At 63.4% G+C, this 18,811-nt stretch carries 10 protein-coding genes and 3 pseudogenes; all 13 read left to right on the top strand.

The annotated features are described in order from the left end of the window. Nucleotides 1-1,073 precede the first annotated feature (1,073 nt). The 13 genes and pseudogenes from AC0L21_RS28860 to AC0L21_RS28800 all read left to right on the top strand — a co-directional run bounded on the left by AC0L21_RS28860 (nt 1,074) and on the right by AC0L21_RS28800 (nt 18,699). Nucleotides 1,074-2,237 (top strand): hypothetical protein, encoded by a 1,164-nt coding sequence (locus AC0L21_RS28860; protein ID WP_473265045.1) that lies wholly within the window; start codon nt 1,074-1,076, stop codon nt 2,235-2,237. After that, a complete protein-coding gene (gene istA / locus AC0L21_RS28855) occupies nt 2,215-3,516 on the top strand; it encodes an IS21 family transposase (RefSeq protein WP_247337632.1) in 1,302 nt (433 codons plus the stop codon). Before AC0L21_RS28860 ends, istA begins: the two co-directional genes overlap by 23 nt. 20 nt (nt 3,517-3,536) lie before the next feature. Continuing rightward, nucleotides 3,537-4,376, top strand: coding sequence for an IS21-like element helper ATPase IstB (gene istB / locus AC0L21_RS28850; RefSeq protein WP_247337631.1), 840 nt, complete (start codon nt 3,537-3,539; stop codon nt 4,374-4,376). Nucleotides 4,377-4,649: 273 nt separating this feature from the next. After that, complete coding sequence (locus AC0L21_RS28845) at nt 4,650-4,832, top strand: hypothetical protein (protein WP_438746007.1); 183 nt, start codon at nt 4,650-4,652, stop codon at nt 4,830-4,832. 496 nt (nt 4,833-5,328) lie between these two features. Then, nucleotides 5,329-5,982 (top strand): annotated as a pseudogene (locus AC0L21_RS28840) (ArdC family protein); the annotation flags it as partial. Between the two features lie 116 nt (nt 5,983-6,098). Then, a complete protein-coding gene (locus tag AC0L21_RS28835) occupies nt 6,099-7,310 on the top strand; it encodes a tyrosine-type recombinase/integrase (RefSeq protein ID WP_473265044.1) in 1,212 nt (403 codons plus the stop codon). Beyond that, the gene (locus AC0L21_RS28830; protein ID WP_247297731.1) at nt 7,307-8,248 is read left to right on the top strand and encodes a tyrosine-type recombinase/integrase; all 942 of its coding nucleotides are present in this window, start codon (nt 7,307-7,309) and stop codon (nt 8,246-8,248) included. Before AC0L21_RS28835 ends, AC0L21_RS28830 begins: the two co-directional genes overlap by 4 nt. Then, nucleotides 8,245-9,237, top strand: a complete 993-nt coding sequence (locus AC0L21_RS28825) for a tyrosine-type recombinase/integrase (protein WP_247297730.1) — start codon at nt 8,245-8,247, stop codon at nt 9,235-9,237. The genes AC0L21_RS28830 and AC0L21_RS28825 overlap by 4 nt, the downstream gene beginning before the upstream one ends. A 110-nt stretch (nt 9,238-9,347) precedes the next feature. Then, nucleotides 9,348-9,656, top strand: a pseudogene (locus AC0L21_RS28820) (zincin-like metallopeptidase domain-containing protein); the annotation flags it as partial. Between the two features lie 108 nt (nt 9,657-9,764). Further along, nucleotides 9,765-11,881: pseudogene (locus tag AC0L21_RS28815) on the top strand (ParB/RepB/Spo0J family partition protein). A gap of 185 nt (nt 11,882-12,066) precedes the next feature. After that, nucleotides 12,067-16,386, top strand: coding sequence for a strawberry notch-like NTP hydrolase domain-containing protein (locus AC0L21_RS28810; protein WP_473265043.1), 4,320 nt, complete (start codon nt 12,067-12,069; stop codon nt 16,384-16,386). Then, on the top strand, nt 16,386-17,447 hold the full coding sequence (locus AC0L21_RS28805; protein WP_473265042.1) for a DUF7146 domain-containing protein: 1,062 nt from the start codon (nt 16,386-16,388) through the stop codon (nt 17,445-17,447). Before AC0L21_RS28810 ends, AC0L21_RS28805 begins: the two co-directional genes overlap by 1 nt. 328 nt (nt 17,448-17,775) lie before the next feature. Then, nucleotides 17,776-18,699 carry a DUF2493 domain-containing protein gene (locus AC0L21_RS28800; RefSeq protein WP_473265041.1) on the top strand — a complete coding sequence of 308 codons (924 nt, stop codon included), beginning with the start codon at nt 17,776-17,778 and terminating at the stop codon, nt 18,697-18,699. The last annotated feature ends 112 nt before the right edge of the window (nt 18,700-18,811 follow it).

Raw genomic sequence — 18,811 nt, 5'->3', positions numbered from 1 at the left:
CCCTGCAATCTCAAATGCCGCCGCAACCGGAAAACTGACTCCTGCTCAATCGCTTAGAGCCTTGTTCACGGACGACTGGGCAGGATTCCAAGTACCCGTCTCGCAAGTCCCATTCGTTGCAACCGATCACTCATGCCTCTCACCCCCGAAGAGCTTTCCCGTCAGAGCCAATTGAAATCTGCGCTTCAGGCCGAGAGGAACGCCCACAAGCTGGAAAATCTCGCGGCCGGACTTGTGGGCCGGCTGCTGGGCATTTCGATTGCGGTGGCCAAGTCAGGTTTTCAACACGGTGGCGACGCGGGTGCGGTCGGCCAGCAGGATCGCCGGTTCCGCCTGGAGTGCAAGAAATATGGCGACGACACCAGCCTGAGCGATCGCGAACTCCTCGGCGAAATCGACCATGCGCTGGCACGCGACGAGGCGCTGGAAGCATGGGTCCTGATTGCCACGCGCAGCGTTCCCGAGCAGCTCGCCCAGGACCTGGTGCAAAAGGGCGAACGGCTCGGCATTCCCGTTGTCGTCATCGGCTGGAAGGAACATGAGCCTGCGCCGCTCGCTGCCTTGTGCGCATTTGGCCCCGATCTCGTGCAAGCCGAGTTCTCGCAAGACGCTGGCAATCATGCACGCAGCTTACAACCTGCCATGGGCGAGGCAATCGCCAACCTGCGGCGCAATCTGCAGGTTTGGTGCCTTGGCTTCGAAAGCCTGCGATCCGAATCGCACCGCAAACTGCAGGGCATCTGGACCTCGCATCGCCTTTCGAATGCCGAACTGGGGCAGGATGCGGCGGGAGGGGCTCAGTCCAAGAGGGTGCGGCGCCAACGGGTTCATGCTGCGCTGGATGCCTGGTGGAGGGGTGCTGCCGTTAACGACGCGCCGGCGGCGATCGTCGGGTGGCACGGTGTCGGGAAGACCTGGGCCGCGCTCGATTGGCTGACTGACCGGATGCGCGAACAGCCGATTATCCTCACCGTTCCCTCTTCCGCGCTCGCCGGTCTGACCGGGATCCCATCAGGCGTTTTTTGGCCGAGCGGCTCTGTGAGCTTACCGGCACACGCGATCCCGAGCATTGGTTGCGTCGGCTTGCCGCCGAGATCTTCGGTCACGTGCTTGCTGCCAACAAAATCGCGGAACCGGACCCGGGCTCGACACTCACGGTCGACCGGACGGAGAAGAGATTCACACCGTTCTTCGTTTCCGTGCAGCTGAGACCAGATCCCCAAGACCGAAATAGCCCTGCAGCGATCCGCGCTGCGCTCGATGCCGATGCGCGCATCAAGGCTCACCAACGTGCGGTAGAGACCGCAACAGCCCGCATCGAGGAAGCAAGGCAATCAGGAGCGAGCCTCTATCTCACCAATGTTGATGCCGTCGATCTGGTTCCTGTGATCCAGCATGCATCCAACATGATCGATCGCTGGCTGGAAGGCTCGCACGACATCAGTACGGATTTCCGTAGACGCGTGCGCCTTGCGGAGACTGCGTTCCTTGCGCTGTGTGAGGCGCTGCTCATTCAAGAGCCCACGCGCGGTGCCGCGCTGTGGCGCGCACTGCACAGGACCGTGACAACACGCTACATTGGTCCGGCCGGTGTAGACGAGTTGCTGCATATCGTGTTTCGCGTTCCCGATTCGGCGCCCGTCGCCGCGCTTCGGGATGAACTTGTTAGCCTACCATTCTGCCACTCGGATCAAGATCTCTTCGATGTCGCCTTGGCGGCGGCGTACAATGGCAAGGCTGCCTGGATCGCCGATCTTGCGGCTGCGGATCGTGCCTCGTCGCTGACTTGGCGGCAGCGACGTGGTGCCCTCCTGGACGGGCTAGGCATCGGTTATGCGCTACCTGTCCCGAACGCCTGGCCCGAAGGCGAGATGCGCACGGATAGTGCCGGTCTGCGCGCTAAGGCCGCGCGGCTGCGCTGGCGTGAAGCCTGCGCCCATCATTGGTGGCAGACCTATATCGCAGCTCAGGATGCGGTAGAGGCTTATGCCTCTTGGGTCCTGTTTCTGCGCTCGGCGGACGCGCGCGCCTGGACCTGGATGCGCGATGATCTGCAAGGACAAGCCAATAGTGACGGCTTCTTTGCCCTTAAATTCGCACATGTGCAGCTCAACCGAGCGGAACTAAAGCGAGCGATGTGTCGCGCGCCGTGGAAAACTGCCCCCTCTGCGTCACGAGGAATTGCCCCTCCTCGAATAGCTGAGGAGAGAGTGAATGAAGCGGGAACGAATCACTGAAGGCTCGCCGTGGAATGATCCACGGGGGCAGGTGATGAAGACGCCGGATGACGTGGCGGAGATGATGCGCCTGAGGGCGTGCGGATGGGGTGTGAAGCGGATTGCGCGGCAGCTGGGCTGCAGCCATCACACTGTGAAAGACTACGTTGCGGCGGGCGGTGTGAAGCCGTTCAAGTCGCCTGAGCGGAAGAAGCAGCTCGACGGCCTTGAGGGCTGGCTGCGCGAGAGGCTCATTCGGCATCGCGGCAATGCCGATGTGGTGCGCCAAGACCTGTTGGCCGAGAAAGGCGTGGCAGTCAGCCGGCGGACGCTGCAACGCGCCGTGCAGCCCTATCGCCAGGCGCTGAAGGCGGAGGCGCTGGCGACGACGCGGTTTGAGACGCCACCGGGTCGGCAGCTGCAGATCGACTTCGGGGAGCGCCTGGTCGAGATCGGAGGGGCGAAAGTCAAGGCATTCGTGTTCGTGGCGACGCTCGGGCACTCGCGACGGCTCCATGTGCGTGCGTTCCGGGCCGAGAGGCAGGAGCATTGGTTCGCCGGGCTCGAGAGCACATTCACGACCTTCAGCGGTGTGCCGGAGGAAGTGCTGATGGACAATCCACGCGCGCTTGTCGTGCGCCACGACGCGGTGAGCCGGTCGGTTCAGTTCAACGACAAGCTTATAGCCTTCGCAAAGCATTGGGGCTTCCGTCCTCGCGCCTGCGCGCCATATCGGGCGCGCACGAAGGGCAAGACGGAGAACGGCGTCGGCTACGTGAAGAAGAATGCGATCGCCGGTCATTCCTTCTCAAGTTGGGAAGCATTCGAGGCGCATCTCGACAGATGGGAGCGTGAGGTTGCGAACGTTCGTATCCACGGCACGACCGGCGAGGCGCCGATCATCCGCTTCGCGCGTGAGGAGATACATCGGTTGAAGCCGCTCGGGGGGCAGCCGTCGTTCGGATCGTTGCGTGAACTGACCCGCGTCGTCGGCAATGATTGCGCCGTCGAAATCGACACGAACAGCTACTCGGTGCCCTGGCGCCTTATTGGCGAGCGCGTGGCGGTAACGATCGCGGCCGGCGAAGTCCGGATCCGCCATGGATTGCACCAGGTAGCAGTGCACAAGCAGTCCGAGGGACGCCGGCTGCGGATCGTCGACGCCGCCCATCTCGATGGTGTCGCTGGGCGCAATGGCGCGGTCCGCCAGGAGATCGCGGCAGTGCTGGATCCGTCTCCACCGCCGTCGTTGTTACGCTCTCTTGCCGAATACGAAGCGGTGGTCGGAGGAGGCTTCTGATGGCGTGGGGAAAGAAGATAATGGAAGAAACGATCGATCCGCTCGATGCCATGCTGGCGCGATTGCAGCTCTCCTGCATCCGCGATCAGCTCGACAGCCTGCTCGACGAGGCGGCGCGCGCGAACCTGTCGGCGCGTGAGACGCTGATCCTGCTGTGCGAGCGCGAGATCGCACGCAAGGATCATCGCCGCATCGAGATGGCGCTGAAGCTCGCACACTTCCCAGCCGTCAAGGAACTGGCGGGCTTCGACTTCGAGGCGCAGCCGTCGATCGATCCCAAACAGATCCGTGACCTTGCCGCGTCACGTTGGATCGCCAACGGAGAGAACGTGCTGTTGCTCGGGCCACCCGGAGTCGGCAAGACGCACTTGTCGATCTCGCTGGGGCGAGAGGCGATCCTGGCCGGGTACACGGTGCAGTTCACCACGGCGACGACGCTGGTCGCAGGCCTTGCCAAGGCCCATGGCGAACGGCGTCTGGACGAGAAACTGCTCGCGCTATCGAAGCCAAAGCTGCTGATCGTCGACGAGCTCGGCTACCTGCCGCTGGAACCTGACGCGGCACATCTGTTCTTCCAACTGGTCAGCCGGCGCTACGAAACTGGCGCCATGCTGATCACCTCGAACCGCAGTGTTGCCGAATGGGGCACCGTGTTCGCTGATCCCGTGGTCGCCACCGCGATCCTCGACCGGCTCTTGCACCACAGCCACGTGCTGACGATCCGCGGCGACAGCTACCGGCTCCGAGCCAAGCGCAAGAGCGGCCTCATCAAGACGCCGACCGCCGGTGACGGCCCTCCGGTCGGCTCCGCCTCCCTCCGGCCCGTCACCGGCGGAAACAACCTTCAACCGAAATCATAATCCCGATGGTGGGGGGCAGTTCTTCATGACGCAAAGGGGGCAGTTCCGGATGGCGTTTGACAGCGATGGACAAGACTCTGGAGAGACGTGACAAGACGTTTCTCAATCACGACATCGTGGAAGGCATCGGGCCTTGGGCGAAAGCGGCCAGCCCCATCCAATCAATCCACAAGTGTGATAGCCAATCACCGCCTTTGGCAATCGAGTCTCGCGCGGTTTGGGCGCCTCAGGCTACCCATCATTCCCAATCACACACTGCACAACGGGAATGAAATGATTGCAGCCACCCGCGAATTGCCGGCATCTGGTTACGCGCTTGAAGTCGACGGCCGGCTCAAGACCGAATTTACAACCAGAGACGGCGCCAGGGCAGGTGGCGAAGAACTGAAGAGGCGTTTTCCCATGCTTCGGATCAGGATCTATGACGCGCAGACGCATGCGCGCGAGGAAATCTAGGTTCTCCGACTCAAGCTTTGGGGGAGTTCTTCCGCTCGCGCGCGTGCGGCTCCGCCGCATCGGGCTTTCGTGAACCGAGCCGCGTTGCGTCTCAGCCATCCGGCTTTAATCCCTCGCGCAAAGGGATACGGAGCTCCTCGCCGGGGGCACTCGGAAAAGGGGCTCGCCTGCGGCGATCGCTATCACTGCCCCGTTCCCGGGTGCCCTCTTAACCGGTCTCGTCGCTGCACTCGGACCCGCGTGCCCCTTTGGGTCGCTATGCTCACGCTCTCCGGGTGCCATTTTCCTTGAGGCGATGCGCCCCTGGCGCACGCCTGGTCGGGCCTGCGGCCCTAGGTAGCTCAACGGAATTCCATGAACACCCGATGGAAGGCGGGCTGCGTCGCAGATTTCGCATTCTCTCAGGTAGAGGCGAGAGTCAGAGTGTCGCGCAGGTTTGCCGAGACGGGTTACAGGCTGCGAGAGAGGCTCGCGGCGCCCGTCGCGGAGATCCGCGATGTCCAGACATCATCCTCGGGCGCGCACCGGTGAGGACCGGGCAAACCTTTATGACGAAATCACCTACAAGATCATCGTCGAACTGGAGGCTGGCCGAGTGCCGTGGGTGCAGCCTTGGGGCACCGCGGCGGCGAAGGGGCCACTGGCCTTGCCGAAGAGCGCCGCGTCCGGCCGCCAATACAGCGGCATAAACATCTTAATTTTATGGGGTGCCGTGACCGAACACGGTTTTACTGGGCAGAGCTGGCTTACCTTCCGCCAAGCGCTGTCGCTCGGTGGCTATGTCCGCAAGGGCGAGCGCGGCACGACATTCGTCTATGCCGACCGCTTTGTGCCGGTCGACGAAAAGCGCCGCGCACACGAGACCGGCAAAGAGGCACAAGCTGTACCATTTTTGAAGCGCTTCACCGTTTTCAATCTCGATCAATGCGACGGGCTGGCTTCGGACATCGTAACCGCTGCGCCACCACCGCCGCCCAGCATGATCGAGCCGACGGTCGATGCTCTGATCAAGGCGACCGGCATCGACTTCCGGATCAGCGGCAACCGCGCCTTCTATGCGCCGGCGGAAGATTATGTGCAGGTGCCCCCACCGCAAGCCTATTTCGAACCGATCAATTGGCATCGAACGGCCCTGCACGAGCTGGCACATAATGCCGCGATCCAGATTATGCCGCATCTGCTCGGCTGGGCCCGGTTGGCGGCATGATCCCGCCAATCCCATTCGGCATAATCTTCGTCGCTCCAACAACAAGGAGCACGAAGATCATGTCTCAATATTTGCAGACCTGCATCGAGCCGCATCTTGGCTCGTTCGCAGCGAGTTTTGCGGCGGAGAATTACAGCGCCGGCACGGTCAAGACCTACCTATCGATCCTACGAAAGGTGGGTCACGCGATGGATGTCCAGGGCATCGGTCCTTCAGCGTTGACGCTCGATATGGCCGAGCATCTGGGACGCAAGGTGCCGCGTAAGAAAACCGGCACGATATGGCCGTATAGGTTGGCCCGCCGGTTCGCGCAGCATCTCCTCGATATCGGCGTGACGCATCCAGTGCCGTTGAGCGAGGCGCAGCAAGCGCGTGCGGCCCTACTGGCGGACTTCGAGACCTATTTGGTCAAGCATCGCGGCCTTAGCCCGCGGACGATCTATCACAGGCTGCGGTTCGCCAACCGGTTCCTCGATCATCGCTTTGGCGATGCGATGGTTGATCCGGGGCGGTTGCGGCCCGCCGACGTGATCAGCTTCCTTGAGCACGTAATGGCAAGTGCGCGGCGCGACAAGACGGTAGCGACGCATGTTCGTATCTTCCTGCAATATCTGTTCGGCAGTGGCGCGACAGCGACCAATCTAGCTCTGAGTCTGCCTAGAACGGCGAAACGCTGGGGAGCACGACTGCCGCGCCATCTGGTGCCCGAGGGCGTTGAGGCGGTGCTCGCCTGCGTGCGCCACAACCCGCGGCACGGGGCTCGGGACTATGCGATGCTGCTCATCATGGCCCGGCTTGGCTTGCGTGCTGCCGAGGTCATCGCGATCCGGTTGGACGACGTCGACTGGCGCGCGGGCGAACTCTTGGTTCGTGGCAAGGGCAAACTCCACGATCGCGTGCCGATCAGCTCGGAGGTTGGCGATGCGCTGAGCCGCTATCTGCGCGAGGAGCGCGGCCCCACGTCCTGCCGCATGATGTTCGTTACCCATCGCGCGCCACATCGTCCGTTCAATGACGGCCAAATCGTCAACGCCGTCCTAAAGGATGCCCTGAAGGCGACCGGCCAGAAACCGGTGACGCCCTATGTGGGATCGCACCTGCTGCGTCATAGCCTTGCGGTCCAGTTGGTGAACTCGGGTGCATCGCTCGACGAGGTGGGCGACGTGCTGCGGCATCGCTCACGCACATCGACCATGATATATGCCCGTCTCGACATAGATGGGCTGCGATCGATAGCAATGCCCTGGCCCGTAGTGGGAGGCGCGCAATGAGCCTCACCTCCCAACTCGATCGCTATCTGGCCGTGCGGCGCAGCCTCGGCTACGACCTGAGCACCAGCGAGCGCATCCTCCGCCGCTTCACGCGGTTTGCCGACCGCGAGCGTGCGACGCATATCGACACGGCGCTGTTCCTGCGCTGGCATGCTACGCTCGACGAGGCCAACGGCAGGACGCGAGCGGCGCGGCTTACCGTCGTGCGCCTCTTCGCGCAGTGGCTAAGTAGCTTCGATCTGGCGCATGAAGCCCCGCCCCGGGGATTGTTGCCGAATACCGTGATGCGCTCCCGACCGTATATCTACAGCGACGCGGAAGTCGCTTCGATCATCGCGGCCGCAATGGCACTTCCGTCGATTTGCGGATTGCGCGGGCTGACCTGCTCGACGCTGTTCGCACTCATCGCGATCACGGGCCTGCGCGTCAGCGAGGCGCTCGCGCTCGATGGAGACGACCTCGATGCCGATAATGGTGCGTTACGCGTCCGACAAGGTAAGAACGGTAAGGAGCGACTGCTGCCGCTCGACCCCAGCGCCGTCGAGCGACTGCTAGACTATCGCGTCAAACGCGACCGGTTGATCGGTCATCCGGCGAAGCCGATGTTCATAACTGACAAGGCGACTCGGCTCACCGACTGTGGGGCCCGCTACAACTTTGCGCAAGCATGCCAGCAGATCGGATTGCGATCCGAGCAGCAGTACCAGCGGCACGGCCGGGGACCGCGCATCCACGACCTGCGCCACACCTTCGCCGTGCGTACGATGATCAACTGGTACCGGACTGGCAAGGACCCGGCGCGCGAGATGATCCGGCTGACGACCTATCTGGGTCATAGCAACCCTTCTGGAACATATTGGTATCTGGAGGCGGTCCCGGAGCTGCTCGATCTAGCGATGGGCCGCGCCACCGCGAGCGGCGGGGAGATGGCACAATGAGCACCATCGCCTTACCTGCGCTGATCCAGCGCTTCTTCACCGAGCGGCTTTGCACGCAACTGGAGGCGAGCCGACATACGGTCGCTGGCTATCGCGATACGTTCCGGCTACTGCTCAGGTACGCGAGCACTCGCCGCAACAAGCCGCCAGTCAACCTGACGGTCGAAGATATCGACGCCGATCTGGTCGCGGACTTCCTCGCCCATACCGAGACCACGCGGGGCAATAGCGCCCGCAGCCGCAACACCCGGCTCGCGGCGATCCGATCGTTCTTCCGCTTCGTCGCGATGACCGATCCGACCTGGCTACTACACTGCCAGCGTATCCTGGCCATGCCCAACAAGCGCTATGTGAAGCGTGCAGTTACGTTCCTCGATGCCGAAGAGATGGCGGCGTTGCTGGCGGCTCCGGATCGCACCACATGGGCGGGCCGGCGCGATCATGCTCTGCTGTTGCTCGCAATCCAGACAGGCCTGCGAGCTTCCGAACTGGTCGGCCTTACCCGGGGCGATGTCGCGCTTGGAACCGGCGCTCACATCCGTTGCATGGGCAAGGGCCGCAAGGAGCGCGCCACCCCACTTCGCCGCGAGACAGCCAAGCTGCTGGCGACGTGGATCGGCAACGACAAAGACCAGAGCAAGCCGCTGTTCCCGTCGATCCGGGGCGAACGGCTGAGCCGTGACGCTCTTGAGCATCTGGTCCGCAAGCACTGCCTCACGGCGTCGCGCGCGTGCCCGAGCATCGGCACCAAGCGGGTCACACCGCATACGCTGCGCCACAGCACGGCGATGGACCTGCTCCATCATGGCGTCGATCCTGCGGTGATCGCGCTCTGGCTTGGTCACGAGAACGTCGAGACCACCCAGATCTACATCCACGCCGATATGCGGATGAAGGAAAAGGCGCTCGCTCTCGTCGCCGCACCATCCGCGCCGCCGGGTCGGTTCCGGCCGGACGACAAACTGCTCGCGTTCCTTGAAGGGCTCTGATTATGCCGAACAGCCGCATGGCCAACACCGGGATATCCAGCCTCCAACAGAGGCCATGCGGCATAATCTGGATCGCGGCATTATGCACGTTATGCCGATATCGGCATAAGGCGCATGCCAGCGGCCATCCGTCACGCCTCAACCGCGACTTGTCGGGCAGCTTTGGTACCAAGAAGTATGCCTTTGAGGAGTTGGTTGCTGAAATCTCCTCTGCGTTCGGTTGCGCGTCGCTTGGTATCGTGCCCACGGTGCGGCACGCCGATTATATTGGCTCCTGGTTGGAGGTCCTGCGAGAGGATAATCGTGCGATCGTGCGAGCTGCTTCGCAGGCCAGCAAGGTTGCGGACTATCTCCTTGGCTTCCTGCCGGAAGTGGTTGTCGACATCACCACGGAGAGAGCGAATCAGGAAGCGGCGTGAGGTTCTCCTCCGTCAACCGCGAGCACGAGAGTGAGAGGGCAGCGGCGGTTTTCGCGACGGGTTGGAGGCCGAGAGAGAGGCTCCCGGCCGCCGTCGTGGAGAATCGATATGACCAAGGCTGTCCAAAAGATCACGCTTTCGCCCTCACGCGATATTCCGTTCAACAAGCTGGTGCTGAGCCAGTCCAATGTCCGGCATGTGAAGGCGGGCATTTCCATCGAGCAGCTCGCTGAAAGCATCGCGCAGCGTACGCTGCTGCAAAGTCTCAACGTGCGGGCGGTTGTGGATGCCGAAGGCAATGAGACCGGCATGTTCGAGGTGCCGGCAGGCGGCAGGCGTTATCGGGCGCTGGACCTTCTCGTAAAGCAGAAGCGGATGGCAAAGACCCAGGCCGTTCCTTGTGTCGTGCGCAGGGGGGCATCGCTGAAGACGATTCGCTTGCCGAGAATGACGAGCGGGTAGGGCTTCATCCGCTCGATCAGTTCCGAGCCTTCAAGACCTTGAGTGGCGCCGGCCTATCCGAGGAGGATATCGCTGCCCGACATTTCGTGACACCGGCCGTCGTGAAGCAACGACTTCGGCTGGCGTCGGTGTCGCCAAAACTCCACGACGTCTATGCCGAAGACGGCATGACACTCGAGCAACTCACGGCTTTCTCTGTCACAGCCGACCACGCCAGGCAGGAGCAGCTCTGGGAGAACGTCAGCCGATCCGGCTATGATGAGCCCTATCAGATCCGGCGAATGCTCACGGAACATACCGTGCGCGCGTCCGATCGCCGCGTTCAGTTCATTGGGCTCGACGCTTACGCGCAGGCTGGTGGCGGCGTTTTGCGGGATCTGTTCGAGCACGATGATGGCGGCTGGCTCCAGGATATCGCCTTGCTCGACCGTCTCGTGACAGAAAAGCTCAAGGCCGAAGCCGAGACGATTGCGGCCGAAGGGTGGAAGTGGATTTCGGTCGCCGTCGAGTTCCCCTACGGCCACACGGAGGGCCTACGCGAAATCGAGGGCAAACTGGTGGACCTTTCCCAGGAGGAACAGGCCACCATCGACGCGCTCAACGCCGAGCAAGCCAGGCTTGAATCCGATTATCAGGATGCCGACGAGTTGCCCGATGAGGTCGATCAGCGTCTCGGCGAAATCGAGACGGCACTGATGGCGTTCGAAGACCGGCCGATGATTTACGATCCGGCCGAGATCGCCCGCGCCGGTGTCTTCATCAGCATCGATTCCGAAGGGCGCCTCTCGGTGGATCGGGGTTACGTCCGGCCGGGGGACGATTTGTCGGCAAACGATCCTGAGGTCGGACATGCCGACGACACCCAGTCGATCGAGGGGAAGGCGGCTGGTACTTCCGTCCAACGCACGGTCATCGCGGTCGCGGGTGGCGCTGCTGACGCGGAAGAAGATGATGAGGACACGACGAAACCTCTGCCGGATCGGCTCATCACCGAGCTGACGGCGCATCGCACGCTGGCGTTGCGGGATGCGCTGGCGGAAAATCCTGCGATTGCGTTCCAGGCGGTGCTGCACAACTTCGTGCTGACGGCCTTTTACCGGTTCGCGTCGTCTGGAAGCTGCCTTGAGATCGGCCTTCGGACGCCGGCCTTTCCGGCTCAAGCGCCTGGCTTGAGGGAAAGCGCGTCCGCGAATGCCGTTGAGGCGCGGCATGAGTCCTGGAAAGCAAGATTGCCGGACAGCGAGAACGATCTTTGGAATGCGCTCACGGCCCTCGATGGCGGTGCGCAGGCATCCCTGTTCGCGCACTGCGCCTCGTTTGCGGTCAACGCCGTCTATGAGCCGGCTAACCGCTACAATCAGGGTCGCGTCTCCGCCCACGGCGTCGGCTCCCGGCTCGGCCAGGCTGATGTGCTGGCACGCGCTGTCGACCTCGACATGGTTCGTGCGGGCTGGAAGCCCTCCGTCGACAACTATCTCGGTCGGGTCACCAAGCCTCGCATTTTGGAGGCAGTGCGGGAAGCCAAGGGTGAATCGTCCGCACAATTGATCGACCACCTGAAGAAGGCGGACATGGCCAAGGAGGCTGAGCGTCTGCTCGATGGTTCGGGCTGGTTGCCGGAGCCGCTGCGTCTCGTCGATCCCAATGCGGCGTCAGTGGAGCAGGAGAGTGAAGCGGGCCCGCTGCCCGAATTCCTCGGCGAGGACGAGGATCAGGACAACGCGAGCGACGATGATCCGCAACAGCTCGATGCGGCTGAGTGACATCTAGAACGGGATGGCTGTGGCCGTCCGACAATTGCTTGGGGACTGGTGTGCCGCGCCGGTCCCCATTTTTATGGGCGAGGACTGAAAGGGAGAGCCGGGCCGGCAAGGGTTTGAGCCGTCGGGTTTTAAGGAGAGCGCCGGATGGTTCGACCCGTTTCCTGCTCTCCGAAAGAAATCCTGTCATGACCCAATCTCTCGCCGGCGGCGCTGCCGCCGCGCCGCTCTCGATGCGCGCCGCTGCAACTCTCACCTCCGCCGCCGTCAAGGCCGCGCGACAGCTCGTGATTGATCTCGAGCGCGGCCGTCGCATTGATGCCGCTGTGCTGCGTAACGCCATGGAAGCTGCCTTCGGCGCTTCCGACGCCACTGGCGTCTGGAACTGGAAGACCGCCTATGATGTCTGCGAGGCGGCAACCGTTCTGTTCCTTCGCAAGTTCGGCCCGGCTATCCGGACCAAGGCTGGCTCAACGGCCGCGATGCTGCCGATGCTCGCGAAAATCGCGCGCTGTCTGCCGACCCAAACACGGCGCTCCGAGGACAGCCAGGCCTTTCAACAATTCTCGACGCCGATCCCACTTGGGCTTGCCGCATGCACCGCGGCCGGCATCACGCCGTCCGACTGGGTTCTGGAGCCGTCCGCGGGGACCGGCTTGCTCGCCATCTTTGCCGAACTCGCCGGCGGCGGCTTGGTATTGAACGAGCTGGCCGAGAGCCGCGCAGAATTGCTCGACCAATTGTTTTCCAACGTCAAGGTTACGCGGTTAGACGCCGCCCAGATCGATGATCATCTCGACGCCGCTGTCGTCCCGAGCGTCGTCTTGATGAACCCGCCGTTCTCGGCATTGGTGAGTGTCGATCGACGAATGGCGGACGCGGCTTTCCGGCACGCCACTTCGGCCTTGGCGCGTCTTTGCGACGGTGGGCGTCTGGTTGCCATTACCGGCGCGAGCCTTGCGCCGGATAATCCGGCGTGGCGAGATGCTTTCGTTCGCCTCCAGCAACGCGGGCGGGTCGTGTTTTCTGCCGCAATCCATGGCGTGGTCTACGCGAAACACGGAACGCAGACCGGCACACGGCTGCTGGTGATCGACAAGCAGCCCGCCGCAGAGCCGAAATTCTTTCCAGCCTCGCCCGGCATGCCGGGCGATGTCGCTACCTTGCTTGACTGGGTGACCCAGCATGTGCCTCCGAGGCTGCCTGTTGCCACCCCCGTCATGGTCGATGCGATCAGGCGCCCCGCGACGCCGCGGCCGGTCGGCGCCTTTGCGCCACCGCCTTCCACTTCGCAAGATGGTGGGGCAGAGGGCGTCGAACTCACCTACGAGACGGTCGAGTGGACGCCTCCGGAAGGCGCCCGGCTCACCGACGCGCTTTATGAGGAATACGCGCTGCAGGCGATCCGCATTCCGGACGCGCATGCGCACCCCACCAAACTCGTGCAGTCCGCCGCGATGGCCTCGGTCGCGCCGCCGAGGCCGTCTTACCGGCCCCATCTGCCGGCCAATCTCGTGGCGAATGGCACTCTGTCGGACGCCCAGCTTGAGAGCGTCATCTATGCCGGCGAGGCGCACTCCGAGTTTCTTGCGGGCTCCTGGACGGTGGATGCGACCTTTGATGTTGTGGCGGCCGCGCGCGACGATGCAGAAAATGCCGTCCGCTTTCGCCGCGGCTGGTTCTTGGGTGACGGCACCGGTGCGGGCAAGGGGCCGCAGGTCGCCGGCATCCTTGTCGACAATTGGCTCAAGGGCCACCGCCGCGCGGTCTGGATCAGCAAATCCGACAAGCTGATCGAAGATGCGCAGCGCGACTGGTCCGCGCTCGACATGGAGCGGCTGCTCGTGACGCCGCTATCGCGGTTTCGTCAGGGCATGCCGATCCGGCTTTCTGAAGGCGTCCTATTCACCACCTACGCTACGCTGCGCACCGACGAGCGCGGCGACAAGCTTTCGCGCGTGCGGCAGATCGCCGAATGGTTGGGCTCCGACTTCGAGGGAGTGATCGTCTTCGACGAGAGCCACGCGATGCAGAACGCGGCAGGCCAGAAGGGCGAGCGCGGAGACCAGGCGGCCTCCCAGCAGGGGCGTGCGGGCCTACGGCTCCAGCACGCCTTGCCGAATGCCCGCGTCGTCTATGTCTCCGCAACCGGCGCGACCACCGTGCACAACCTCGCCTACGCCCAGCGGTTGGGCTTGTGGGGCGGCGACGACTTCCCGTTTGCGACCCGCGCCGAGTTCGTCGAGGCGATCGAGGAGGGTGGCGTGGCGGCGATGGAGGTGCTGGCGCGCGACCTCAAGGCGCTCGGCCTCTATGCCGCCCGCTCGCTCTCTTACGAGGGCGTCGCGTACGAGCTCGTCGAGCACCAGCTCACGCCCGAGCAGATTCGGATCTACGACGCGTACGCCGGCGCGTTCAGCGTCATCCATAACAACCTCGACGCGGCAATGCGGGCCGTCAACATCACGGGCGAGACCGGTACGCTGAACGGCCAGGCCAAATCGGCCGCGCGATCGGCTTTCGAGAGCGCCAAACAGCGCTTCTTTGGTCACCTCCTGACCTCAATGAAGACGCCGTCGCTGATCCGCTCGATCGAGTGCGATCTCGACGCCGGCCATGCCGCCGTCATCCAGATTGTCTCGACCGGCGAAGCGCTGATGGAGCGTCGGCTCGCCGAGATGCCGACCGAGGAGTGGGGCGACGTTCGGGTTGATATTACCCCACGCGAGTATGTCCTCGACTATCTCGCCCATTCCTTCCCGGTCCAGCTCTACGAGCCGTTCACGGATTCGGAGGGCAATCTCTGCTCCCGGCCTGTCTATCGCGACGGCCAACCGATCGAGAGCCGGGACGCCGTCGCTCGCCGCGACCGCCTCATCGAGAAGCTCGCCTCGTTGCCGCCGGTACCGGGTGCGCTGGACCAGGTCGTCCAGCGCTTCGGCACCGATATGGTCGCGGAGGTGACCGGCCGCTCGCGCCGCATCATTCGCAGGGGCGACCGGCTGGTCGTCGAAAACCGGGCCGGTTCGGCCAACCTCACCGAGACCTCGGCCTTCATGGATGACATCAAGCGGATCCTCGTGTTCTCCGACGCCGGTGGCACGGGGAGGAGCTACCATGCCGAGCTGTCGGCGCGGAATCGTCGCCTCCGCGTCCATTACCTGCTCGAGCCCGGCTGGAAGGCCGACGCCGCGATCCAGGGCCTCGGCCGCACCAACCGGACCAACCAGGCGCAGCCGCCGCTGTTTCGTCCCATTGCCACAGATGTGAAGGCCGAAAAGCGTTTTCTCAGCACCATTGCGCGCCGGCTCGACACGTTGGGCGCGATCACGCGCGGCCAGCGCCAGACCGGGGGGCAGGGCCTGTTTCGGCCCGAGGACAATCTCGAAAGCCAGTACGGCCGCGACGCGTTGCGCCAGCTCTACACGCTGCTGGCGCGCGGCAAGGTCGAGGGCTGCTCGCTGGAGAGGTTTGAGGATGCAACCGGGCTGACGCTGACCGATGCCAATGGGCTCAGGGACGACCTGCCGCCGATCACGACCTTCTTGAACAGGTTGCTTGCGCTCGCGATCGAGCTTCAGAACATCCTGTTCACCGTCTTCGAGCAGCTCTTGACGGCTCGGATCGAAGGCGCAGTTGCCTCGGGCAGCTATGACCTCGGGCTGGAAACGCTCCGCGCCGAGAGCTTTGTTATCACCGACCGGCGCACGATTTACGTTCATCCCAGCACTGGCGCCGAAACCCGGCTTCTCACGGTCACCCAGCGCGGGCGCAATCGTCCTGTGAGCCTGGATGACGCTCTCGGTCGTCTTTCCGATCTTCGTGCTGTCCTGCTGATCAATGAGCGCTCGGGACGAGCCGCCGTGCAGCTGCCGGCTCCGAGCTTCATGCTTGACGACGGCGAGATCGAGCGGCGCGTCCGCCTGATCCGGCCGATGGAGCAGCACAGCGTCTGCTTGAACATGATGGCAGAGAGCCATTGGGTCGAAGCGGATCGTGAACGTTTTGCGGCAGCCTGGCTGGCGGAGCTTGCGGACGTCCCCGAGTTCACGGAAAGCACGATCCACGTCGTGGCCGGCTTGCTGCTCCCTATCTGGAAGCGGCTGCCGAACGAATCGACCCGGGTCTATCGGCTGCAGACAGACGCGGGCGAGCGGATCATCGGCCGCAAGGTCTCGGCGACTTGGGTCGCGAACGTCCTTGCGGCAGACGCGCCGGCGTTGACGCCGGACGCAGCCTTTGCCGCGCTCGTGGAAGGGCGGACCGTCCTTGAGCTTGCGGAGGGACTCCAGCTTCGCCGAGTCCGGGTGATGGGCGCACACCGTATCGAGCTGTCGGGCTTCAACGACACGATGCGTGATCGCTTGCGGGCCTACGGCCTCTTTGGGGAGATCATCTCTTGGAAGCTGCGCATGTTCGTACCGACGGACGCAAGCGGCGTCGAGATCCTGGCGAAGGTGCTCGACAGCTATCCGGTTGCGCGCGTCAGCGAGCGGGAGGCCGCGTGATGTCCCGCGATGCTTCCGAACTGGCAGGCCGCCTCGCGCGCGAGGCCGAGGCGGTGTGCCGACACTATCTCTCCAATGGCAAGCGGGCGGGACGTTACTGGGTTGTCGGCGACGTCCACAACACCCCGGGCCGCTCACTATTTGTGCGGCTCCAGGAATCGCCAAGGGGGCCGGCGGGCAAGTGGACCGATGCCGCAACCGGCGAACATGGTGATCTCCTCGACGTCATCCGCGAAAGTCGGGCCTTGCGAGACTTTCGAGAGGTCGTCGAGGAGGCGAGGCGCTTTCTCAAGCTTCCTCGTTCTGAGAAGCAACCGGCCTCGAAACCGGTTCGTTCGCCAGCGCCGACCGGATCACAAGAGGCGGCTCGTCGGCTCTTTGCGATGTCCAGCCCGGTTGAAGGGACGGTAGCGGAGAGGTACTTACAGCGTCGCGGAATAGCCCGCATCCACCATGGTGGCAGTCTGCGCTCCCACCCACGCTGCTACTATCGGCCCGACGACAATTTGCCGACTGAAACCTGGCCGGCAATGATCGCCGGCGTCACGAATCTCGATGGTCGGATCACCGGCGTGCACCGGACCTGGCTCGATCCGGACGGCTTTGATCGCGTGCGGCTCGGCAAGGCTCCGATCGATACTCCACGGCGCGCGATGGGCGATCTGCTCGGCAACGCCGTTCGGTTCGGCGTGGTGGATGACGTGCTCGCTGCCGGCGAGGGTATCGAGACCATGCTTTCGCTACGCTACCTGCTGCCGACTATGCCGATGGCGGCCGCGCTTTCGGCTAATCACCTCTCCGCCATGACGCTGGCGTCTAGCCTGCGCCGGCTCTACATTGCGCGGGATGCCGATGCCGCCGGTGGTGCGGTGGTGGCAACTCTCAGCCAGCGCGCAGCAGACGCCGGCGTTGAAGTGGTCGTGCTGTCGCCCCGGCTGGGCGACTTCAACGAAGATCTGCATGTCTTCGGTCTCGAAGCACTCCGAGCAGCGCTGCGGTTTCAGCTTGCGCCAGAGGATGTCGTTCGCTTCCTGCATTCGTCGATCGTGGCCGCGGAATAGCTCCCGGTCTTTGATCGACGTTGATGGGCCGGTCATAGGCGAGGCCAATACCGAAAGAGGACGCGATCTCGGCCTTCTAGAGGGCGATCGGACGGCAGCCGGCCCGGGCCGGCAAGGCTGCGCCCGGCTATTTTCCGCCGCGCGCCAGCGATGTGAAGACACATCATGCAGTTGGCCGCGCGCTTTGCATCGCGAAGCAAAATAGCCGGCCTCCGCCATCCTCCGCTGCCGCTTCGGCCCTGTCGGGTTCTGGCCCGGTCCGCCCGCCGTCAGAGGATCGCCACGAAGACCGCGATGGTCGCGGCCGATCCGGCAAAGGACCTCTTCCATGACCGACGATGACGACATCGAACCGCCGCATGCCTCTTCCCCGACCGACCACATCGTCACTGAATTACAGCTCTTCGGCTATCGCCCCTTCGACGACCAGCCCGATCCAAGACCGCTTCCCGACCGCAAGATGATCGTCGGCGCCGTAGTGGATATCTTTGACGCCTTTGTTGCGACCCTGAACGACACGCGGCTTGAGCCGGACCTTGACGATCTGCTCTGGTCGACCGTCAACCTGTTCCATCGTGCCGTCGACCGGGTCGAACGCCAGCTCGACGACAACGAGCAGGCGCAGCGCAAGAGTCAGCGCGAGCAGAACGGCTCGGAGGTGCGATCGGTGGAACTCGAGCGCCTGACGGCCGAAGGCATCACGCTGATCGAGCGGCGCAACTGCCTGGAGCTCTTCCGTGACCAGGCCATCGAGCGATTTGAGGTCCACACCGGTTCAGCTTGGCGTCCTCGGTCGGGATCATTGGTCAATCACCGAACCCTCACCGCGGCAATGATCGACTCCCGCGACTTCATCGCAGCAAAACGCCGTGCCGAAACCGAGATCATGTTGCCGCCAGGGCCGAAAATCGCACTCACCGGTGGGCTCGACTTCAATGACCACCACCTCATCTGGGATCGCCTCGACAAGGTTCATGCCAAGCACCCCGACATGGTTCTCCTCCATGGCGGCTCCCCGAAAGGCGCCGAACTGATCGCCTTCAAATGGGCCACCAATCGCAAGGTGCCACAGATCGCCTTCAAGCCCGATTGGACCAAGCACGCCAAGGCAGCGCCATTCAAGCGCAACGACGCGATGCTTGAACTCCTGCCGATCGGCGTTATGCATTTCCCGGGCACTGGAATCCAGGACAACCTCGCCGACAAGGCGAAGCGGCTCGGCATTCCCGTCCGGAAGTTCGGCGGCGCATGAGCGCCGTCGCCTCGAAGATTCCAAGGCGGAGTTGCACGCCGCAACTCCGCCTCGTTTCGTTTTTACATCCAAAACTGCGCCGTGGTGGTGGTGGAAGGCGCGATTGATAAAT

It is taken from the genome of Bradyrhizobium sp. WSM4873, assembly GCF_055811355.1.
This window is presented reverse-complemented; position numbering and strand designations above follow the sequence as displayed.